Annotated in this window: 19 protein-coding genes; 13 read left to right on the forward strand and 6 right to left on the reverse strand. The window is 50.8% G+C overall.

Translation table 11 applies throughout. The annotated features are described in order from the left end of the window. Window positions 1–175: 175 nt before the first annotated feature. From WH45_RS17120 to WH45_RS17135, 4 genes are all read left to right on the forward strand, one after another. Window positions 176–379, forward strand: a complete 204-nt coding sequence (locus WH45_RS17120) for a hypothetical protein (protein ID WP_046215627.1) — start codon at window positions 176–178, stop codon at window positions 377–379. A gap of 197 nt (window positions 380–576) precedes the next feature. Then, window positions 577–798 carry a hypothetical protein gene (locus tag WH45_RS17125; protein ID WP_046215691.1) on the forward strand — a complete coding sequence of 74 codons (222 nt, stop codon included), beginning with the start codon at window positions 577–579 and terminating at the stop codon, window positions 796–798. A gap of 98 nt (window positions 799–896) precedes the next feature. Then, window positions 897–1,205, forward strand: coding sequence for a heme biosynthesis protein HemY (locus WH45_RS17130; RefSeq protein WP_046215628.1), 309 nt, complete (start codon window positions 897–899; stop codon window positions 1,203–1,205). 23 nt (window positions 1,206–1,228) lie between these two features. Next, window positions 1,229–1,468: a YuzB family protein gene (locus tag WH45_RS17135; RefSeq protein WP_046215629.1), complete on the forward strand. Its 240-nt coding sequence runs from the start codon at window positions 1,229–1,231 to the stop codon at window positions 1,466–1,468. Between the two features lie 211 nt (window positions 1,469–1,679). On the opposite strand, the gene WH45_RS17140 is transcribed toward WH45_RS17135, so the two are convergent. After that, window positions 1,680–3,689, reverse strand: a complete 2,010-nt coding sequence (locus tag WH45_RS17140) for an LTA synthase family protein (protein ID WP_052723832.1) — start codon at window positions 3,687–3,689, stop codon at window positions 1,680–1,682. Window positions 3,690–4,024: 335 nt separating this feature from the next. Continuing rightward, entirely contained in the window at window positions 4,025–5,185 is a 1,161-nt protein-coding gene (locus tag WH45_RS17145) for a THUMP domain-containing class I SAM-dependent RNA methyltransferase (RefSeq protein WP_046215630.1), read from the reverse strand. A 226-nt stretch (window positions 5,186–5,411) separates the two neighbouring features. Here WH45_RS17145 and WH45_RS17150 point away from each other — a divergent pair, with 226 nt between their 5' ends. Next, window positions 5,412–6,059, forward strand: coding sequence for an O-methyltransferase (locus WH45_RS17150; protein WP_046215631.1), 648 nt, complete (start codon window positions 5,412–5,414; stop codon window positions 6,057–6,059). A 331-nt stretch (window positions 6,060–6,390) separates the two neighbouring features. Here the strand turns inward: WH45_RS17150 and WH45_RS17155 are convergent, their stop codons facing one another. Next, a complete protein-coding gene (locus WH45_RS17155; RefSeq protein ID WP_046215632.1) occupies window positions 6,391–7,632 on the reverse strand; it encodes an MFS transporter in 1,242 nt (413 codons plus the stop codon). A gap of 327 nt (window positions 7,633–7,959) precedes the next feature. Between WH45_RS17155 and hemE the strand changes: the two genes are divergently transcribed. The 8 genes from hemE (at window position 7,960) to WH45_RS17195 (ending at window position 17,264) form a co-directional block, all read left to right on the forward strand. Then, complete coding sequence (gene hemE / locus WH45_RS17160; RefSeq protein WP_046215633.1) at window positions 7,960–9,018, forward strand: uroporphyrinogen decarboxylase; 1,059 nt, start codon at window positions 7,960–7,962, stop codon at window positions 9,016–9,018. 31 nt (window positions 9,019–9,049) lie between these two features. Beyond that, window positions 9,050–10,000 carry a ferrochelatase gene (hemH, locus tag WH45_RS17165; RefSeq protein WP_046215634.1) on the forward strand — a complete coding sequence of 317 codons (951 nt, stop codon included), beginning with the start codon at window positions 9,050–9,052 and terminating at the stop codon, window positions 9,998–10,000. Next, window positions 10,000–11,433, forward strand: coding sequence for a protoporphyrinogen oxidase (gene hemY, locus WH45_RS17170; protein WP_046215635.1), 1,434 nt, complete (start codon window positions 10,000–10,002; stop codon window positions 11,431–11,433). Before hemH ends, hemY begins: the two co-directional genes overlap by 1 nt. Before the next feature lie 334 nt (window positions 11,434–11,767). Further along, entirely contained in the window at window positions 11,768–13,135 is a 1,368-nt protein-coding gene (locus WH45_RS17175) for a CapA family protein (protein WP_046215636.1), read from the forward strand. 52 nt (window positions 13,136–13,187) lie between these two features. Next, window positions 13,188–13,811: a fumarylacetoacetate hydrolase family protein gene (locus WH45_RS17180; protein WP_046215637.1), complete on the forward strand. Its 624-nt coding sequence runs from the start codon at window positions 13,188–13,190 to the stop codon at window positions 13,809–13,811. A 2-nt stretch (window positions 13,812–13,813) separates the two neighbouring features. Beyond that, on the forward strand, window positions 13,814–14,644 hold the full coding sequence (locus WH45_RS17185) for a DUF92 domain-containing protein (RefSeq protein WP_046215693.1): 831 nt from the start codon (window positions 13,814–13,816) through the stop codon (window positions 14,642–14,644). Window positions 14,645–14,694: 50 nt separating this feature from the next. Continuing rightward, a complete protein-coding gene (locus WH45_RS17190; RefSeq protein ID WP_046215638.1) occupies window positions 14,695–15,318 on the forward strand; it encodes a TetR/AcrR family transcriptional regulator in 624 nt (207 codons plus the stop codon). Next, a complete protein-coding gene (locus WH45_RS17195; RefSeq protein WP_046215639.1) occupies window positions 15,315–17,264 on the forward strand; it encodes an ABC-F family ATP-binding cassette domain-containing protein in 1,950 nt (649 codons plus the stop codon). Before WH45_RS17190 ends, WH45_RS17195 begins: the two co-directional genes overlap by 4 nt. Window positions 17,265–17,565: 301 nt before the next feature. Here the strand turns inward: WH45_RS17195 and WH45_RS17200 are convergent, their stop codons facing one another. From WH45_RS17200 to pepF, 3 genes are all read right to left on the reverse strand, one after another. Further along, window positions 17,566–18,603 (reverse strand): M42 family metallopeptidase, encoded by a 1,038-nt coding sequence (locus WH45_RS17200; RefSeq protein ID WP_046215640.1) that lies wholly within the window; start codon window positions 18,601–18,603, stop codon window positions 17,566–17,568. 155 nt (window positions 18,604–18,758) lie between these two features. Next, window positions 18,759–19,115 carry a LapA family protein gene (locus WH45_RS17205; RefSeq protein WP_046215641.1) on the reverse strand — a complete coding sequence of 119 codons (357 nt, stop codon included), beginning with the start codon at window positions 19,113–19,115 and terminating at the stop codon, window positions 18,759–18,761. A gap of 167 nt (window positions 19,116–19,282) precedes the next feature. Further along, on the reverse strand, window positions 19,283–21,073 hold the full coding sequence (gene pepF / locus WH45_RS17210) for an oligoendopeptidase F (protein ID WP_046215642.1): 1,791 nt from the start codon (window positions 21,071–21,073) through the stop codon (window positions 19,283–19,285). Window positions 21,074–21,098 lie beyond the last annotated feature (25 nt).

Here is a 21,098-nt window from a genome sequence, read left to right on the forward strand (position 1 = left end):
CAAATGCAGATATAAATCAAAGCGCCCATCCAGTGGATGAGGCGCTTTTTTGTGGAAATCAACTGCATTTATAATTCCAAATACTGGTTGAAGCGTTTATATTACCAGATACTATGGTTAATTATGTAAGTAATTAAAAGGAACGGACTATACGACTAAAGGAGGTGTATTTCTGATGAAATACAGGATTATCGCATTGCTGATGGCCTTATTCCTCTATATATTCGTACATCTGAATGATACGAATACAGTGCACCAGTCGTATACGTACAAGCAGGCAGCTGCAGGCGCCTCGTACAGCAAGTCTTTAGCTGTCCAGCAGGATGGACCTTTTTATTATCCATGGCGGATGTGGAGACAATTATTCAGCCCGGATTAAAATGAATTTATACAAAAAAATGAAACTTTTTGACAGCCAAACGTATTATACGAAGAGATGTCCCTATGTCAGCTACGCTTTTGGTGTGCGGTGAGGATGTCTTTTTTTGCAGGAAGATAAATTAATTCTAATTCACATATATAAGGGAGAGATCTGACTTGTCAAAATGGACCCGATTATTCTCAGCCAAACAATGGATGAATGTTTTCAGAAAACTGCCCGGACTGCTGACTTCCAGAGAGCTTCCGCTGCGGGAGAAACTGCTGTTTGCCATACCGGTACTGGTATACTGGGTAATGCCCGATGTGATGCCTTTTATGCCGATTGACGATATTGGAGTGACGCTGCTCATGATGAACTGGTTCGTATCCAGAGCGGAGACCAAGCTGGCACCGATCGACTATAATCCACAGCGCTAAGGCCTGGTTTATCCTTGCGTAATGCAGATGCCGGTTATACAATAGTAGTATTGTGTCCTGCTCTGCTGCAGGCAAGTTGATTCCAAGGAGCTGATCTCATGAAAGTCAAAATTACCCGTAATGCTGTCAAAGTTCTGAAAAAAGAAATAGACAAGCCGGAAAATGAAGGCCTGAAACTGCGCGTGTTTGTAACGCATTCTCACGGAGACCATGTGCATTATGGTCTTGACCTCGGCGAGCCGCAGGCGAACGAAGTCATCGTAACTACCGATAAAGAAATTGATGTGGCTGTTGATCCTAACGAATCCTGGCTGGATGGCGTCAAAATCGACTATCTGTACACCGGAGAAGAAGGCTTTGTTATTACGAATCCTTCCAAAGGCGACCACGGTCATCATCACCACTAAGATGATCAAGAAGGGACATTTTCATGGCTAACGATATACGCGTATGTGATGAATGCAATCATATCCGTCTGAAAACGATACTACCCAAGCTCGAAAAGCTGGCACCGGATGCCGAGATCAAGATCGGCTGCAAATCCTACTGCGGGCCCTGCGCCAAGCGTGCCTTTGTATTTATCAATGGCAGATACGTCAGCGCTCCAACCGAAGATGAAGTACTGGAGAAAGTCGCCAAGTTTGTCAAAAAGCCTTCGGCTCAAGCATAAACTGTAGCGTCTGATCCTTTGCAATCGAACGTTCCCATTACAGCTGATAGTTCAGCAGCCATAGACGGCTGCATTCAGTGGTGATGATCAACAAAAGCCTCCGTTCTACTACTCCTGCGGGAGAAGTGAACGGAGGCTTTTTGGTTTAGGATTACTTTATAAAAAGCAGAAGTACAGGCTTGGCAGTATCCGGATGATCGACTCTGCTGCTTTATTTGGCAGCTGCCTCATTGTGGAACTCGCGAATCAGATCATGAGTGATCACTTCATCCGAGACGTTCAGCCGCTTCTGAGCTTCGTCATAGCTGTCACGGGCACGCTCGACATCGGTAAGCTCACGGGTCTTCATGTCGTAGGCGGTACCATGTTCGAAGATACCATCGGCTGACGGGATGTAGAACACTTTGCCATCGGCAAAGGCTCCGGTACGCAGCACAACCAGTTTCTTTTCCTTATCATTGAACATATCATTGCCCATCAGGTAATATGGACTGGCATTCACACCAAGCAGGTGCAGGATCGATGGCGTCATATCCAGCTGTCCGGTTGGAATGTCGTACGTACCGGCATGTTTGCCATCCGGCAGGTGAATCAGCATCGGTACCTGATTCATGAGCTGTTCCATATCCAGATCGGTCAGCGGCTTGCCGAGAAATTCTTCCATCGGTGCCTTGTCCTTGAGTGAATTGTCATGATCGCCATAGAACAGCAGGATCGTATTATCCCACAATCCCTTGTCCTTCATTTCCTGTTCCATTTCACCAAGAGCGGCATCCACATAATGAAGAGACTGGATATAGTCGCCAAAAGTTGTACCGGTCAGATCACCCATATCCAGCTCCTGCACCGAAGCGGGCAGTGTATACGGGTGATGGCTGGACAGCGTGATCAGGAACGAGTAGAAAGGCTGCTTTTCGGCAGACATTTTCTCGATTGACTGGCGGAAAAAGGATTTGTCACCGAGTGACCAGCCGAGCGGTTCATCGATCGTAAAGTCCTCTTTGCTGTAGAAATGGTCATAGCCCATATTCTGGTACATGACCGAGCGATTCCAGAAGCTTGGCTCATAGGCATGGAATACATACGAACCATAGCCTTCTTTGTGGAGAATCGATGGCAGTGTATCATACTGATGATCCGCATACCGGGTGAAAATGGAACCGGTCGGCAGCGGATGCAGGGAAGCATTGGAAGCCATATCCGCATCGGATGTGCGCCCTTGTCCGGTCTGATGATAATACTGGCTGAAATACATGCTGCTCTTCATCAGACGATTGATATTGGGTGTGATCTCCTGGCCGTTAAAGCTTTTGCCGACCACAAAGTTCATAAATGCTTCACCCTGCACAACGATTACATTGCTGTCCTTGTAGGCACCAAACAGAGCATCGTCGCCTTTTTGGGCACGATTTTTCTGCTTGTCGTCAAACCACTCTTTGACTTCGTCTGTCGCCTGGGCGGACAGCTGGTTGCCGTTGCCCCAGTGATCCTGTGCATAACGATATACATCATAGCCATGGAAGCCGAGCAGTCCGGTTACATTGTACAACGACATATTCCACCAGTTGCCGACGAACAAGCCAACCGCCCACGTAGACGTGGCATATTTGATCGGGGCAAAAGTCAGCACCCATCCGAGCGCGAAAATCACTGCTCCCTGAATAAGGCGTGTTACGATACGACGGCTGCGGCTCTGCGCATAACCGTTATCCGCTCTGTACGTGCCGGCACGGTAGTCACGGCGACGTCTGATTCGGCGTACGATTCCATATACCGCCGCACCGATCAGCACGATCCAGTCTGCGAATAGCCATACATCCGAAGTATGGATCAATTCACGAATGCTGCCACCCAGCGATTCGACCTGACCAGCCTGCATCAATACCGGAATCGTAATGAAATCCTGGAAATAACGGAAGTAGACCAGATCCGCGAACATGAGGAAGCTCAGCAGCACATCCAGTACAATTAGTGCGGCGATACGTCCTCGTCTGGGCAGCCATAATGTCCAGAACGAAGCCAGCAGCACCGAACCGAGTGCAGTGACTTTATCAAGTGTATTCATATCAATATTTTGCACATGCAGGTTACTGTGCAGATAAATCAATTTGCCCATCATCAGGATCAAAAAGAGAAGATAGTCTATTCTGACCGGGGCAAAGGGCCACAGTATACGCTGAAGCCAGCTTTTTCGCTGTGGACGGGAAGATAGATATTCCAAAATATAGCCCCCTTGCTGAAAAGCCAGGTGTTCTGCAATATTTTCTTACCTGGCGTTTACATAATAAGATAAGTAAACACATAGCACAGCGGCGAACCGGGCTGCTATAAGCAGAATTCGCCGCTGTGCGGTGTGTAATATGGAGTACTACCGGTAACCCGGATTTAACACTCTGTTTTCCAAATTAATCTGTCGTTTACAAATAATAGTGTGCAGAGGGCCCAAGGCCATCTGTACAGGCGTTGCTGCTTCAGGCAGGGCAATGATTGCTTCCGCCGCTGTATCATTTTGTATTTCCGATAATCAGCGATGCAGCACCAACCATAAACATATGATTAATGTGCAGCGGATTCTTCCTTATTGGGACGCGGTGGCAGCGGACCGAGATACTGAAGGAACTGACATTCGATCCGGCCGTTATACAGCTTGCGGCGCTTGGTTGCTTTGCGGCCAAAGAACTGTTCAAAATGACGTGTTGGCGTGATAACAAACACGGACCAGTCCGGCAGGTAAATCGAGGATTTACCCAGATCGCGAATCATCGCTTCAACTTCCTTACTCTCACTCAGACGCTCGCCGTATGGCGGGTTCGTAACGATACAGCCGAATTTGCCCTGCGGCTGGATGCGTGATACCGGCATTACTTTGAACTCGATCTCGTTGCCGAGTCCGGCACTTTTGGCGCAGGCTTTGGCGATTTCGATGGCTTCCGGATCAATATCACTGCCGGTAATCTGCAGTGGAATATCATCTTTGACCGCATCAAATGCTTCATCACGGGCTTGTTCCCACAGTTCATCGGGGATAATGCTCCAGCCTTCGGACGGGAAGGTACGGCGCAGTCCGGGTGCGATATTCCAGCCGATCATGGCGGCTTCAATCAGCAGGGTACCGGAACCGCAGAATGGATCATACAGTGGGCGGTGCGGGCCCCAGCGGCTGAGCAGGATCAGTGCGGCAGCCATTGTTTCCTTGAGCGGGGCTTCGGTCGCATGCTTGCGGTATCCACGCTTGTGCAGGGAAGGACCGGTGGTATCCAGGGTAATCAGCGCCGTATCTTCATACAGCGATACATCGATCGAGTACAAAGCGCCGTCTTCCTGGAACCATTCGGTACCATAGGTCTGAGTCAGCTTGTCCACGACTGCCTTTTTGACAATCCCCTGGGAAGCCGGAACACTGCTGAGCTGCGATTTCTGGGAGCGTCCGGATACGGGAAATTCGCCATCTTCCGGGATAAAGTCTGCCCATGGAATCGCTTTGACCCCTTCAAACAGTTCGTCAAAGGTTGTTGCCGGGAATTCACCCATTTTGATGACGACCCGATCTGCTGTACGCAGCCAGTAGTTACAGCGGCAAATATCGATAAAATCACCGGTAAATCGGACACGTCCATTCTCGGTGCGGGTATCTTCATAACCGAGCAGTTTCAATTCACGTGCAACCACAGCCTCGATACCCATCGGGCAGGTTGCAATCAGTTCCAGCTGTTTCATTATATATGTTCAACTCCTATAGCTTTTCACAATTCAACTTGTGAGTTCGGTCTCAAAACCATACAATCTAGTATAGGTGAATGCCGGAATACTTACAAACGTTTCTCCAAAATTTTGGCGGAATTTATTTATTCATCGGCAAAATGAATTTCGACGGTCTGCAGGCTCTCAGTACAGTATCGGCAGACTCGGACGAAAGATTAGGATTGAAGGAGCTAAATAAGAGATGACAGACAGAAATGTAATAGGTGCAGAAGAATATATGGAGCAGCTGATCGAGGAAGATGAGCTGCTCCTGCAGATCAAACAGACGATTCGTGAAAAAGGCATGCCCGAAGTATCTGTTGTACCGGGCTACGGCAGGCTGCTGACCATGCTGATCCAGCTATCCGGAGCCAAGCGGGTGCTGGAGATCGGTGCACTGGGCGGCTACAGCGGCGTATGCTTGGCCCGTGGACTGGAGAAAGATGGGAAGATTGTCTCGCTGGAGCTGCAGCCAGCATATGCCCAGCTGGCTCATGAGCATCTGCGTCTGGCTGGATACGGTGATCAGGTAGAGTACCGCGTAGGTGAGGCGATGAAAAGTCTGCATCAGCTGAAGGAGGAAGGACAGCGATTCGATTTCTTCTTTATTGATGCGGATAAACTGAATTATCTGAATTATCTGGATTATGCTATCGAGCTGGCGAACCCCGGTGCGATTATCGCCGGAGATAATCTGCTGCTGCGGGGCAGAACGCTCAATCTGGACCGTAATGGACCTGCCATACAGGCGGTACGCGAATTTAACCGCCGCATTGTATCCGATCCGCGTCTGACGGGAACGCTGCTGCCGGCTTTTGATGGGTTGGCACTGGCACGGGTCAAAGGCTAATCTAATACAGGGTTTGAGCAGACTGCTGCATAGGGCGGCATGAGCGCTTTGTTAATCGGCTGTTTCTTGATGCTGAAGAGGTGAGTCAGCATCCTTTACAGAATGGGATTAGATCATGTCCTCCGGTAGAATCAGGAAATCCGCAATGGAAGAGAAGGTGGATTCCCTGGCTTCAAGGTCGTCCATTGACCCAATTCCCATTTCTTCACTCTGATGTAGTATTCACTAAAAAAAGAGGCTTCACGATCCTGGTGATGGGATCGGAAGCCTCTTTTTGCGTTATGGAGATGGGAGAATATGCTAAAAAATAAAATGTTGGCATATCCGCGGTCTAAGCAGAACGATGATGCTTGCCGGCAGTTGGGCGGGTATACAGTTTGGTTCGTACCCATAGCATATTGAGCAGCAGCATGATCCCCGACATGATGAACAGCCCCTCGATACCGATAAATCCTGCCAGTACACCGCCCATGATGGAGCCGGTCATATTGCCGAGTGCGGTTGTACTGCTGTTAAAGCCGAAAGCCCGGCTCTCCATGCCGTCCGGGGTATAATATCGAATCAGTGAATTGACGCTTGGCAGCAGACCGCCCATACATAAACCCATCAGGAAGCGTACGGCAATAAGCTGGCCGACGTCCTGCACAAAAGCCTGTGGGATGAGCATCAACCCGGCGCCAATCAGGGAAAAGGTAAGTACCCTGTGGGCTCCATATTTGTCGCTGACTTTGCCGAGTATCGGAGCCATCAGCATATTGGACAGACCGGTCACCGCGCTGACAAGACCTGACCAGAAAGCGAGATTCTCCACACTGCCCTGCAGCTTTTGCACATACAGCGGCAGCAGGGTCATCGGACTGATCATGGCAAACTGCAGCAGCAGGGTGACCGTGAACAGTGCCGGCAGCTGCGGAGTCAGACTCAGCTCGCGCAGCCCGGATAATACGGATACCTTGGGCATCTGGGCTGCAGCAGTGCGGTCGAATTTCTCCCGAACGAGGAACAGGGCCAGCAGACTCGCCATAAAAATACAGGCGCCTGTAATATAGAAAATATAGCGGAACCCCACGGTATCCGCCATAATCCCGCCGATCAGCGGTCCGAGAATGCTGCCGGCTACGGTACCGGATTGGCTGATCCCCATCGCAAAGCCCATCTTTTCCTTGGGCGTATTGCTGGAGATCAGTGAGGTGGACGCCGGGTTAAAGCCCGAGATCGTCCCGTTGATCAGCCGCAGCACCAGCAGATGCCAGGCCTGGGTGGCAAAGCCCATCGCGGTAAATACGATCGCCATCCCGAAGCCCGAGCGCAGCAGCATTACTTTGCGTCCGTACTGGTCAGACAGCTTGCCCCAGAGTGGCTGAAAAATAAACGAAGTTACGAAGTTAGCCGCAAAGATCACTCCGGACCAGATCGCAATCTGATGTTCACCCTGCACACCGATGTCCTGCGACAGATACAGGGCAATAAAAGGAACGATCATCGTCGTACCTGCGTTAACGAGAAATTGGCCAAACCACAGCACCATCAGATTGAGCTGCCAGGCTGCCAATTTTGATTTTGAAAAGCGCATCCTGTTTCACTTCCTTAAAAAAGTCCATTCTATAATTATACCATATTTTATACCCACTCCGCCGGGGTTATAGCAGATTAATGCAAAAAAATAAAACCTTTTTTCACCTATTGAAACTTCCGGCTGTATTTATTTTATTTTTGCCTCCCTTCGCTTGTCCATCCCCGTTCATAGGATTGTCATTGGATATTCATAGTAGGGAGGTTGTTACCTCTCCGGAAAAAGCGCATAATTAACTTGTGAATATTTTTATTGCGGAAAATAATTTGGATGTGTTTGACAGCAGGAACGTCAAGCTCATTAACTACTGACGCGGAGGACCCATTCATGACCTATAATGACTCCTTCATACGCGCCTGTCGCAAGCAGGATATCGACCGTCTGCCGGTCTGGTATATGAGACAGGCAGGGCGCTATGATCCGGACTATCAGAAAATCAAAGAAAAATACAGTCTGCTGGAAATCTGTCAGCAGCCTGAGCTGGCGGCCGAAGTGACCCTGATGCCTGTTCGCAAGCTGGGGGTCGATGCGGCCATTTTATATTCGGATATTATGAATCCTGTCGCTTCGATTGGCATTGATTTTGATATCGTCAAAAATATCGGACCTGTGATCGACAACCCGATTCGCACGGCAGCCGATGTGGAACGTCTTACCCCGATAGATGTGGAAGGCGATCTGTCCCATGTGCTGGAGACAATCCGTATTCTGGACCGGGAACTGGATGTGCCGCTGATTACCTTTGCCGGCGCACCGTTTACCATTGCCAGTTATCTGATCGAGGGACGTCCATCCAAGAGCTACATCCGTACCAAGACGATGATGTACAGCGAGCCGGAACTGTGGCACAGTCTGATGCGCAAGCTGGGCGATATGGTCGCCACCTATCTGCGCAAGCATGTGGAGAACGGCGGCAAAGCCTTCCAGCTGTTCGACAGCTGGGTCGGTGCGCTTTCGCCACTTGATTTCAGAACCTATGTACTGCCGACCATCCGGTATATTTTTGATGAACTGCGCGATCTGGATGTACCGAAGATTTATTTCCCTGGCGTAAGCTCAGGCGAACTGCTGCCGGAGCTGAATGGTCTGCCGGTGGATGTGATCGGTCTCGACTGGCGCGTCTCGATTAATGAAGGACGCCGCCGACTGGGCGGCAGTTATGCGGTACAGGGCAATCTGGACCCTTATGTGCTGACCGGTCCGTCCGAGCTGATTCATCAGCATGCCAAGCGCATTATCGATGAAGGACTGCAGCAGCCGGGCTATATTTTCAACCTCGGCCACGGGCTGTTCCCGGAAGCTTCGATTGATAAATTAAAAGAATTGACCGACTATGTGCATGACTATTCTGCACAGGTCCTGAAGCAGCGTACAACATCCCAATGACCGTCTACTACTTTGACTGAGGTGATCTGTAATGGTAAAGAAAAAAATTGGTGTTCTCGTAATGTCTTATGGTACTCCTGCCAGCCTGGAAGATGTTGAAGCGTACTACACGCATATTCGCCGGGGCAATGCGCCAAGCCCGGAACAGCTCAAGGAACTGAAAGACCGCTATGAAGCGATTGTCGGCGGGGTATTCCCGCTGCGTGAAAATACGGACAACCAGGTAGCCGGTATGCAAAACGCGCTGAACGAGCTTGCAGCCGATACCGATGTGGAATTTGTATGCTACCAGGGGCTCAAGCATGCATTTCCGTTTATCGAAGACGGTGTGGAGCAAATGGTAAAAGAAGGCATTACCGAAGCGATAGGCATCGTGCTGGCTCCTCATTATTCGACGATGAGTGTAGGTACGTATATCAAGCGTGCCAAGCAGACCGCCGAAGAGCATCATTTGAATATCTCGTTTATCGAGAGCTATCATATGCATCCGAAGCTGATCGAGACGCTGTCCAATCGTGTCAATGCCAAGCTGGAGCTGTTTGAAGAAGCGGGCGCTACACGCGATCAGGTACGTGTACTGTTCAGCGCGCACAGTCTGCCGGAACGCATCCTGAGTATGGGCGATCCGTACCGTGATCAGCTGCTGGAGACTTCAGCGGCGATTGCGGAGCGCGCCAACGTGCCATCCTGGCAGTTCACCTGGCAGAGTGCCGGTCGTACAGCCGAGCCATGGCTGGGACCGGATGTGCTGGATACGATGCAGGAACTGCGTGAGGAGCAGGTCGAGTACGTACTCGTCGCTCCGATCGGATTCGTCTCCGATCATCTGGAAGTGCTATATGATCTGGATATCGAAGCCCAGGAGCTGGCACAGGAGATCGATATGCGCCTGATGCGGATTGATTCCCTGAATACGGACCCGTTATACATGGAACTGCTCGCTGACGAAGTGCTGCGCAAATATAAAGAGGTGCATGTGTAATGACTTCATCCGAACGTCGTGTCGTAGTGATAGGCGGCGGAATTACGGGGCTGAGTGCCGCTTTTTATATGCGTAAATTTCTAATGGAACAGCAGCTGACACCGCAGATTACGGTTGTGGAGCAATCCGGAGCGCTCGGCGGCAAGGTGCATACGTTGCATCGTGACGGGTTTGTGATCGAGAAAGGGCCGGATTCCTATCTGGCCCGCAAGACGGCAATGACCGAACTGGCCGAGGAGGTAGGACTGGGAGACGATCTGGTAACGACCAATCCGAATGCCAAGAAAACCTATATTCTTCATGATGGCAAGCTGCATCCGATGCCATCGGGTCTGGTGCTCGGCATCCCGACCGAACTGCGTCCATTTATGGAAAGCGATCTGATCTCGATGGACGGCAAGATCCGCGCACTGGAAGATTTCCTGCTGCCGCCGAAAATGGACGGGGAAGATGAGTCGCTGGGCGACTTTATCGAGCGCCGTCTGGGCAAAGAAGTATTGGAAAATGTAACCGAGCCGCTGCTGGCAGGCATCTATGCCGGAGATACGCGCAAGCTGAGCCTGCAGGCGACATTCCCGCAGTTCGGCGCGGTGGAACGCGAGTACGGCAGTCTGATCAAAGGCATGAACACCGGGCGCAAGCCGGTTGAGACGCATACAGGCACCAAGAAGAGCGCTTTTTACACTTTTCGGGGCGGACTGCAGAGTCTGACCGAACGTCTGGAGCAGTCGCTGGCCGATTCGGTACAGCTGAAGCTGAATACGGGAGCGGCGTCGATTGAGTATAATAATAGCCGCTATACGGTCAGCCTGAGTGATGGCAGTATACTGGAAGCAGAGCATGTGATTGTAACGGTACCGGCTTTTGCCGCTGCTCCGCTGCTGCAGCCTCATGTGGATACGGCAGCACTCGACCGGATTAATTATGTATCGGTCGCCAATGTGGTCATGGCTTTTGACCGCAAGGATATCGAGACTGAATATGACGGTTCCGGCTTCCTCGTACCCCGCAAGGAAGGACGTACGATTACCGCATGTACATGGACATCGACCAAATGGCTGCATACCAGCCCGGATGATCGTGTATTGATGCGTTTCTACGTAGGCCGTGCAGGGGATGAAGAGGTTGTCGATGAGAGTGATGAGGAGATTACCCGCCGCGTTCTTCATGATATGAAAGAACTGATGGGAATTGAGGCAACGCCGATTTTTACAGAGATTACACGGCTTCATCGTTCGATGCCGCAGTATCCGGTGGGTCACATGAATCATATTGCGGCACTGCGCGCCGAACTGGCGGAGCGGCGTCCAGGATTGATTGTGCTGGGTGCCGGCTATGATGGTGTCGGATTGCCTGACTGTATCCGTACAGCCCGCGATGCAGCTGCTGCAGAAGCCCAGCGTGTTGTGCAGCAGCTAAACTGGGTACGCTAATCAGCCAGGGGTTCTGCAGAATGGATCATCGTATCATTCAACCGGAATATCCAGGCTGCAGAATCTTTCATTTAATGAATAAAACGAATGAACAGAATGAATGAATAAAGTCATACAGCAAAAGCCCTTCATGTTCATAATGAAGGGCTTTTGTATGTGCAGAATAATACACCTCAATTTGCCGATGCAGCAGTGGCAGTATCTATCGCGATATCAGCTATAGGATATGTATCTGACACGTATCCCGTTTATAATTCGGCCATACGCTCTGTGCTTTCCGCCTGTAAGTGTAACCTGCTATAATAGACAGGACGTATCATCAAAGGAGTATTTTATGTATACCACAAGATCAGAACAATCCCGTCAACAGAGACTGGATACCAAAAGACGGCGCAGACGCCGGATTCGGCTATGGGTGATGCTGAATACCGTACTCGCACTTGCGATTGTCCTGGTCGGAGCGTATTACTTGCACGTTGTACAACCACAGGAACAACAGACGGCAGCCGATTTCCCGGCAGCGGAACAGCCTGTCGATTGGTCGGGGCAGTTATCGGATGTGTCTGACCAGATGGCAGCAGCGGCAGATTCTGTCAAAGATACCGCAGCACCATCTGCCAACCAATCAGAATCTTCGGCCGCCGATTCGGTTCATGCCGATAGAGAGTCCGATCAGACTCTCTCCCCACAGGGACAGCCGGACAAATTATCCGCCGAGCCTTCCGAAGGCCTGCAGCCTGCGACCGATACAGCACTATCCGGACAGACCATTACGATGAACTTTGGCGGCGACGTTATGTTTTCCGGTAAAGTCGGTGAACTGCTGGCTCAAAAGGGATATGATTATCCGTATGAGTACATTCACAAGCTCTTCACATCCGACGATCTGTCGGTCGTCAATCTGGAGACGCCGGTAACGGATTCGGCGACCACGGCTGCGGATAAAACCTATGCTTTCAAGTCGTCCCCCCAGGCCCTTCCGCATATGGCCGCAGCAGGTATTGATGCGGTGAATCTGGCGAATAATCATATTCTGGATCAGGGCATTACCGGGCTTCAGGATACGATCAGCCAGCTGGACAGCAGTGGGATCAGCTATGTAGGCGCAGGCAATGACAGCAAGCGTGCCTATCAGCCTGTCTATTTCCAGCGCAAAGGTATCAAAATCGCACTGCTCGGCTTCAGCCGTGTTATTCCGGAGACCAGTTGGAATGCCGGAACCAATCAGCCTGGCGTAGCAACTGCCTACGATGCCACCGCTGCAGAAACGGCTATCCGTGAAGCCCGTAGTGAGGCGGATCTGGTCGTTGTTATCGCTCACTGGGGCGTAGAACGTTCGGATACAACAGCAGCGCATCAGAACGATTTGGCCCATCGCTTTGTCGATGCCGGAGCCGATCTGGTCATTGGTGGACATCCGCATGTGCTCCAGGGACTGGAGCAGTACAAGGGCAAATGGATCGCCTACAGCACTGGCAATTTCATTTTCACCCGTTCCCTGACAGAGAAAACGTGGGATACCGCGGTATTCCAGGCAAAATGCACGGTGAAGGGAGACTGCAGCATGCAGGTTATTCCTTATGCGGCTAATCTGGGCCAACCAGTGCCGATGCCTGAACAACAGGCTCAGGCGCTGCTGAGACGATTGCAGACGCTGTCTGGTACAATCCGATTTGATGTCAAAGGAAACGCCATCTCATAGCTTTCACAGCTTGCATAGATCGAACCAATTCATATACAGAGGAGAATGTTCAATGACTGCCATTCAAAACGTATACTGTGTAGGCCGCAATTACCGTCTTCATGCCGAGGAACTGGGCAATGAAGTTCCTACGTCACCGATGATCTTTTTGAAGCCTTCCCATGCTGCCGTGAAGCTGGAGGGTGCCGAATTGAAGCTTCCTTTTAATCAGGGAGGCATTCATTACGAAGCAGAACTGGTCGTACGGATCGGTCGTGATTATGAGCCGGGCATGACAGCCGAGCAGCTCGTGGATGGTCTGGCGTTGGGCATTGATTTTACCCTGCGTGATGTACAGACGGTGCTCAAGCAAAAAGGGCACCCATGGACCGCAGCCAAAGGATTCAAAAACTCGGCGCCGGTAACGGAATTTATTCCTTTCCCGGACAATGATGCCTGGCTGAATCAGGAGTTTGCGCTGCTCAAAAACGGTCAGCAGGTACAGTTGGGATCGACACGTAATATGATTTTCCCATTGGATACGATCCTTGCGCATATCGGTGAGACATATGGTCTGGCAGCGGGCGATATTATTTTCACCGGTACACCGGAAGGTGTAGGCCCTGTCGCAGCCGGTGATACATTCGAACTGATCTATGCAGGTACGTCTTTGGGAACCTGCCGGATCACGGAATAATGATGGATTGGCTGATTGGCTTCGTATGCGCCGGTCTGCTCGCGGCGCTCGGTTATCACAAGCACTGGCTGTCGACTTCCGGCGCGCTCGCGGCGATGGTAATGGGAACCGTATACTACGGAGCAGGCAATCTGTTCTGGTTCGGTCTGCTGATTCTGTTCTTCATCAGCGGCAGCGTATTATCCCGCATGAAAAGGGAACGCAAGCGCAAGATCGAACAGGATTACGCTAAAGGTTCCCGCCGGGATGCGGGGCAGGTATTTGCCAATGGCGGGCTGGGCATGCTGCTCTGTATCGGCAATGCCATCTGGCCGCATCCGGCTTGGACGCTTGCTTTTATCGGCATTATGGCTACCGTGACCGCCGATACGTGGGCAACCGAGATCGGCAGTCTCAGCCGCAGGCCGCCACGTTCCGTGCTGAATGGCCGTGTATTGGAGCCAGGAGCATCGGGCGGCGTCTCGGTGCGCGGCACGACAGCTGCGGTTCTCGCGGGTCTCATTATCGGCCTAGCGGCCTGGCTGTTTGCGACCCTGTCGCCGCTGCCGACTGCCAGCAGTATGGCGATGGAATCCTCTTGGCTGAACAGCGGCTGGCTGATGCTGGCGGCTGGTCTCGTCGGCGGTCTGGTGGGCTGTTTTGCCGATTCTTATCTGGGCGCGACCGTACAGCTGATGTACCGCTGTGAAGTATGTGGCAAGCAGGTGGAGACCCGTATTCACTGTGGTCAGCCGACCGTATATGATCGCGGCTGGCGGTGGATGAATAATGATATGGTCAATGCGGTCAGCTCCATTATGGGTGGAGCGGCTGCGCTGTTATTTTTAATTTAGCTTAAGCCTGCACCGGATTGGGGTAAGCTGTAGATAGAGGAGGTGGGCGGATGAGCGGCACAACAGGAGACAAACTTGAACTTATACTGGACGCTGCCTATGAACTTTTCGGACTGGACGGTTTTTACGAGACGAAAATTTCAGACATCGCGCATCGGGCCGGAATTGCCAAGGGAACGGTATATTTATATTTTAAAAGTAAAGAGGAACTGTGTCTGGCTGTCACCCGGCGCGACTGTGAGCAGTTCCTGGAGAAGCTGCAGGAAGCGCTGAAGCACTGTCAGCAGTTGGCGGACCAACTGCATGTGATTGCAGCCCATCATACGACGTATCATTTTGAACGGCGCAAGTATACCAAGCTCGTGTTCCGTGCACCGAACAATGATCCGGAACTGATGGCCTACATGCGTGATTTTATTTTCCGGTATATGGAGGTTGTACAGCAGATCCTTATCGACAGCAATGTACAGCAGCCGCGCTGGTGTGCGGAATCCTACATCGGGATGCTGGACCGGGTCAAGATGGATATTATGTTCAACCCCGAGTTTACGGAACAGGAGCTGCATGAGCGCACCTCGTTTGTGGCCGGATTATTTCTGGAAGGGTGCATGCAGCAGATTAACAGGGAAGATCAATTAGCGGGACAACGTTCCCAAGAAGGTGAGTCCACATGAACATATTGACGGTAGAAGCGCTGAGCAAAAGCTTTGGCGATAAAATATTGTTTGATAACGCATCCTTTGGCATGGAGGATCGCGACAAGATTGGCATTATCGGCGTAAATGGTACGGGGAAATCGACTTTTCTCAAAATTATCGCAGGTCTGGAAGAACCGGACAGCGGCAACGTCGTGGTCAATAACAGCGTACGCATCCGCTATCTGGCACAGAATCCGCCTTATGATCCTGAAGCAACCGTACTCCGCCAGGTATTTGAAGGTGGCGGAGAAGAACTGCAGACGGTCAGCGCCTATATGAATGTGATGGAGCAGCTGGAGCTGCATCCGGAAGATACGGATGTACAGAACCGTCTCGTGCAGATCAGTCAGGATATGGACCGTCTGGATGCCTGGTCGCTGGAAAGTGAAGCCAAAAACATTCTGTCCAAGCTCGGAATCAGCCGTTATGACGCTCTGATGGGTACACTGTCCGGCGGTCAACGCAAGCGGGTAGCTCTCGCTTCAGCGCTGATCCAGCCGGCAGAACTGCTCATTCTGGATGAGCCGACCAACCATATTGATCATGATTCGGTGACATGGTTGGAGCAGTATCTGCAGAAACGGCGCGGCGCACTGCTGATGATTACGCATGACCGGTATTTCCTGGATCGTGTAGCGACTGTCATGCTGGAGCTGGATCATGGTCAGCTGTATCGTTATGAAGCCAACTATTCCCGTTATCTGGAGCTCAAGGCCGATCGGGAAGAACGTGAAGCGGCTGCCGAGGACAAACGGCAAAATCTATTCCGGCGCGAGCTGGCCTGGATTCGCCGCGGGGCCAAAGCACGTACGACCAAGCAAAAGGCACGGATCGACCGTTTCGAACAAATCAAAAATGATGCACCCGGCCGCCGGGATGAATCGATGCAAGTATCAACCGTCTCCTCCCGTCTGGGCAAGCAGATTGTCGAACTGGATCATGTCTCCTTAAGCCTCGGTGGACGCGAACTGATTCACGATCTGACCTATCATGCCGTATCTGGCGACCGAATCGGTATCGTCGGACCGAATGGACGAGGCAAGTCAACGCTGCTTAATCTCATTTCCGGCCGCCTGACACCGAGCAGCGGTAGCGTAATTGCCGGACAGACCGTCAAATTCGGCTACTTTACCCAGGAACATCAGGAAATGAATGAGACGATGCGGGTGATCGAATATATCAAGGAAGTGGCAGAAGTGGTCAGTACATCGGATGGCAGCTCCGTAACCGCCTCCCAGATGCTGGAGCGCTTCCTGTTCACCCCTTCGGCCCAGTGGACGCCAATTGCCAAACTGTCAGGCGGAGAGAAGCGCAGACTGTATCTCCTGCGTGTGCTGATGGGCGCACCGAACGTGCTGCTGCTGGATGAGCCGACCAACGATCTGGATATTACGACACTGACCGTATTGGAAGATTATTTGGATGACTTCCCTGGCGTCGTGCTGGTCGTATCCCATGATCGGTATTTCCTGGATCGCACCTGCGACAAGATCTTTGCCTTTGAAGGAAACGGTATCGTCAGTATTCATGCCGGCAACTACAGTGAATACGAAGAACGTACCGCTCACCAGGCCAAAACAGATGCTTGGAATGATCAGGGGATCACAGCTGCTGTAGGCAAAAACAATGCAGCTCCTGCAGCAGCCGGTGATACGGCAGAGCAGGGCAGACGCAGTACTTCCCGAGACAAGTTGAAGTTCAGCTATAAGGAACAGCGGGAATACGAGCAGATCGACAGCATGATCGAAGCGGCCGAACAGAACCTGAGCCGGATCACCACCGAGATGGAAGCTTCCTTCAACGATTCGGTACGTCTGCAGGAACTGATGGCCGAACAGGCCGCAGCCGAGCAGGAGATGGAACGGCTAATGGAACGTTGGACCTATCTGAATGAACTTGCCGAAAAAATCGAGCAGCAGTAATATACAGGTCACTTATCAGCTCCAAATAGACAGGCAATAATCAAAGAACCCTCTGTTCTACGCAGGATTCTCTTATGGAGAATATGCGGAACAGAGGGTTTTTTGGTATGTCATTTTAATGATAATCTGCCTGTATAATCAGACAACTGTTATTTGGAGACTCGGACAAGAGTATAATTATGCTGCATCATTTCAATAGCCAAACGATACTGTTAACCATGGGAAATAGCATCCGCAAGAGCGAATAACAGTCATTACAGATCCGCAGTGCACCTTCAGAATCACTCAACTAACAACCATCTCAAGCCGTAATATAAGAACCCAGCAGACGAGCGGTATTGATAATGGCATCACTGTGCGTACGCTCCATCGAATGTGAAGCATGAACACCCGGACCGATCAGTGCCGCCCGGATATTGTTGCCGGCACGCAGAGCAGCCGAAGCATCCGACCCGTAATGAGGATACACATCCAGGGCAAATGGAATCTGCTCCGCACGTGCCAGATCAGCCAGCTTGCCGGTCATATGATAATCATACGGGCCTGTCGCGTCTTTGACACAGATAGAGACGTCTGTTTCCTTGCAGCTGAGATCATCACCGATACAGCCCATATCGACAGCGATCATTTCATCGATTTCACCCGGAATATAAGCGGCACCATGACCGACTTCCTCATAGTTGGAAATAAGGATCTGTACCCGGTGCGATGGCTTCCAGTTATGGGTATGCGCCGATTCCAGCAATCCGAACAGCGCAGCTACGCTCGCTTTGTCATCCAGATGACGGGACTTCACATAGCCGCTTGGCGTAATGACCGGACGCGCGTCAAAGGAAATATAATCACCGACCATAATGCCCAGCTGTTCCACATCTTCCCTGGAAGAGACAAGCTCATCGATACGGACTTCCATATTCTCTTCGGTACGCTTGTGCTGTTCGGCATCATCATACACATGCACCGACGGCTTGGTCGTCAGAATCGTGCCGGTATAAGTCTTTCCACCGCGGGTATGGATCGTGCAGTATTCATTCTCGATGCTGTTCATACTGAAGCCGCCGACGATGCTCAGACGAATCGTGCCTTCCGGCTTGATCGACCGTACCATGGCGCCCAGGGTATCGACATGACCACTAAGAGCGATCGTCCGGGAATGATCCTGTCCATCCAGAGTAATGATCAGACCGCCTTTATGATTAAGGGAGGTGGTAGTACCGAGCTTGTCTGCTTCTGCACGAAGACGCTCGATTAGATGGTGGGTATAGCCGGTAGGACTTGGAGTGGACAGCAGTTCCTGCAGCAGAGACAGGGTATATTCACGGTTAATTGTAATGGACATGGGCAATCTCCTTTGATCTTAACTAATGTAGATGAAACGAATATATGTGAAAAAATGGATAAAGGCGTTGTCATGAAAAATCCACTTACTGTCCGGCAGAGATACAGATTGCCGGGAAGCAAGTGGATTTTTCCATACGGTAGAGCGGAATTGGATTATAATTTGCGTTCCGAGAAATGCGATGACGAAGCAGTCTCTGTCGTATCATGCATCGCATCAAAGTTCACATCATTCATGGAGGTACGGTCACCTGTTACCGATCCGGCGTTCAGTTCGGCAACCTGCGCCTGAAGCATCTTGATCTGACGCTGCAGACGATACTGACGGTAGATGCCATAAAAGCCGACAATCAGACCGCCGACCAATGCACAGCCCAGAATCAGCAGAATCAGGGGAATCTGTACCATATCAAACAGCAGATTGACCTGTACCGGATCTACGTTAATGACGGCAAACACCGCAATGATCAGCGCAAAAATCAGTCCCAAAATTAATAGCCATTGAAATTTCATTCTAAAATAACCCCCTTCGAGATCGTCTAAGGTCAGCAAACACCTTATTCACTTATATAAAGTATTCGGACCTGACATAAACATTTCCTGCTTGCTTTATTTGGCACCATTAAAAAGGATACGAATAAAAAGCTGGAAACGAATTAATCGCTGGGGGAGAAGTTGTATTATTTCGCCAGCTGCTCCATCTCGCTGACCAGCTTCTCAAATACGCTCATCGCTTCGCGAATCGGTTCCGGAGTGGACATATCCACGCCTGCTTTGGTCAGGATATTGATGGAATAGTCACTGCCGCCGCTTTTTAGGAAGCCGAGGTAGCGATCGACAGCCGGTTGGCCTTCTTCCAGAATCTGCTTGGAGAAGCTGGTCGCTGCGGAGAATCCTGTCGCATATTTGTACACATAGAAGCTGTTGTAGAAATGGGGGATACGTGCCCATTCCATTTCGATATCCTGATCTACGGTCATGCCTTCACCATGATACTTCACGTTCAGGTCATAGTAGATTTTGGACAATTCCTGCGGAGTCAGCGATTCTCCGGCTTCGGCGCGGGCATGTACGAGCATCTCGAACTCGGCAAACATCGTCTGACGGAATACGGTGGTACGGAACTGATCCGCATAATAGGTCAGCAGGTACATTTTTTCTTTTGGATCTGTGGACTTCTTGAGCAGATAATCCATCAGCAGCGCTTCATTGGTAGTGGAAGCGACCTCAGCCAGGAAAATGGTGTACTGTGCATCACGATAGGAGAGCGCATTGTCGGAATAATACGAATGCAGCGCGTGACCCATTTCGTGAGCCAGTGTGAACATGCTGTTCAGGTTATCCTTGTGATTCAGCAGCACATACGGATGTGTGCCATAAGCGCCCCAGCTGTAAGCGCCGGTACGTTTGCCTTCATTTTCGTAGACATCAATCCAGCCTTCGTTATAACCCTTGTTCAGGGAAGTGAGATAGTCGTCACCGAGCGGCTTGAGTCCTTCGGCGACGATCGCTTTGGCTTCCTCATAAGTAATATCCATTTTAAATTCTTCCACGAGCGGGGCGAACAGATCATACATATGAAGCTCATCCACGCCGAGCAGCTTTTTGCGCAGCGCCATATAGCGATGCATAATCGGCAGACCTTCATGAATGGTATTGATCAGATTCGTGTATACATCCTTGGGAATATTGTCACCATACAGCGACATTTCCAGCACGGAAGGATACTTGCGCACCGTAGAGTAGAAGATATTTTTGTTTACATTGGCGCTCAGTGTAGCGGCAATCGTATTTTTCTGGCGAGCATATGTCGAGTAGACGGCTTTGAAGGCACGTTCACGTACTTCACGATGCGGGCTTTCCAGGAACTGAATATAGCGGCCATGCGTCAATTCCACTTCATTGCCATTTTCATCGATGATATTGGGGAATTTCAGATCCGCATTGTTCAGCATGCCAAAAATGGTCTGCGGTGCCTGGGACAGGTTGCCCACTTGAGCGAGCAATGCTTCCTCCGCCTGGGTCAATACGTGCGCTTTCTCACGTTTCATTTCCTGCAGGGTGAAGCGGTAAGATTCCAGTTCGGCAGCATTCAGCAGCTCGTCCAGTTTTTCGTCGGACAGACCGAGAATCTCCGGCGTAATAAAGGAAAGAGCCTGACTGGCATCCACGCTGATTTTTTTGGCCTTCTGGGTGAGTGCCTGATATGTAGGATTGGCGGTATCCTCATCCTGACGCATATGGGCATAGACATATAGACGTTCGACCTGAAGAGAGACACGATCTTCCAGTTCAAAAGCGGATTTGACCGCTTCTGCTGTATTCAGCTTGCCCTGCAGCTGCTCCGCTTCGGGCAGCATGGATTTTACTTCATCATAAGTCTGGTCCCAGGCCTGCTGGTCTGCGAACATATCATTCAGATTCCAGCAGTTTTCCGGAGATACCTCGGAACGTTTCAGTACTTTCTGCATACGTAATTCCTCCTCAGATCATTGG

It is taken from the genome of Paenibacillus wulumuqiensis (genome assembly GCF_000971965.1).
GTDB classification, from domain to species: Bacteria; Bacillota; Bacilli; order Paenibacillales; family Paenibacillaceae; genus Saccharibacillus; species Saccharibacillus wulumuqiensis.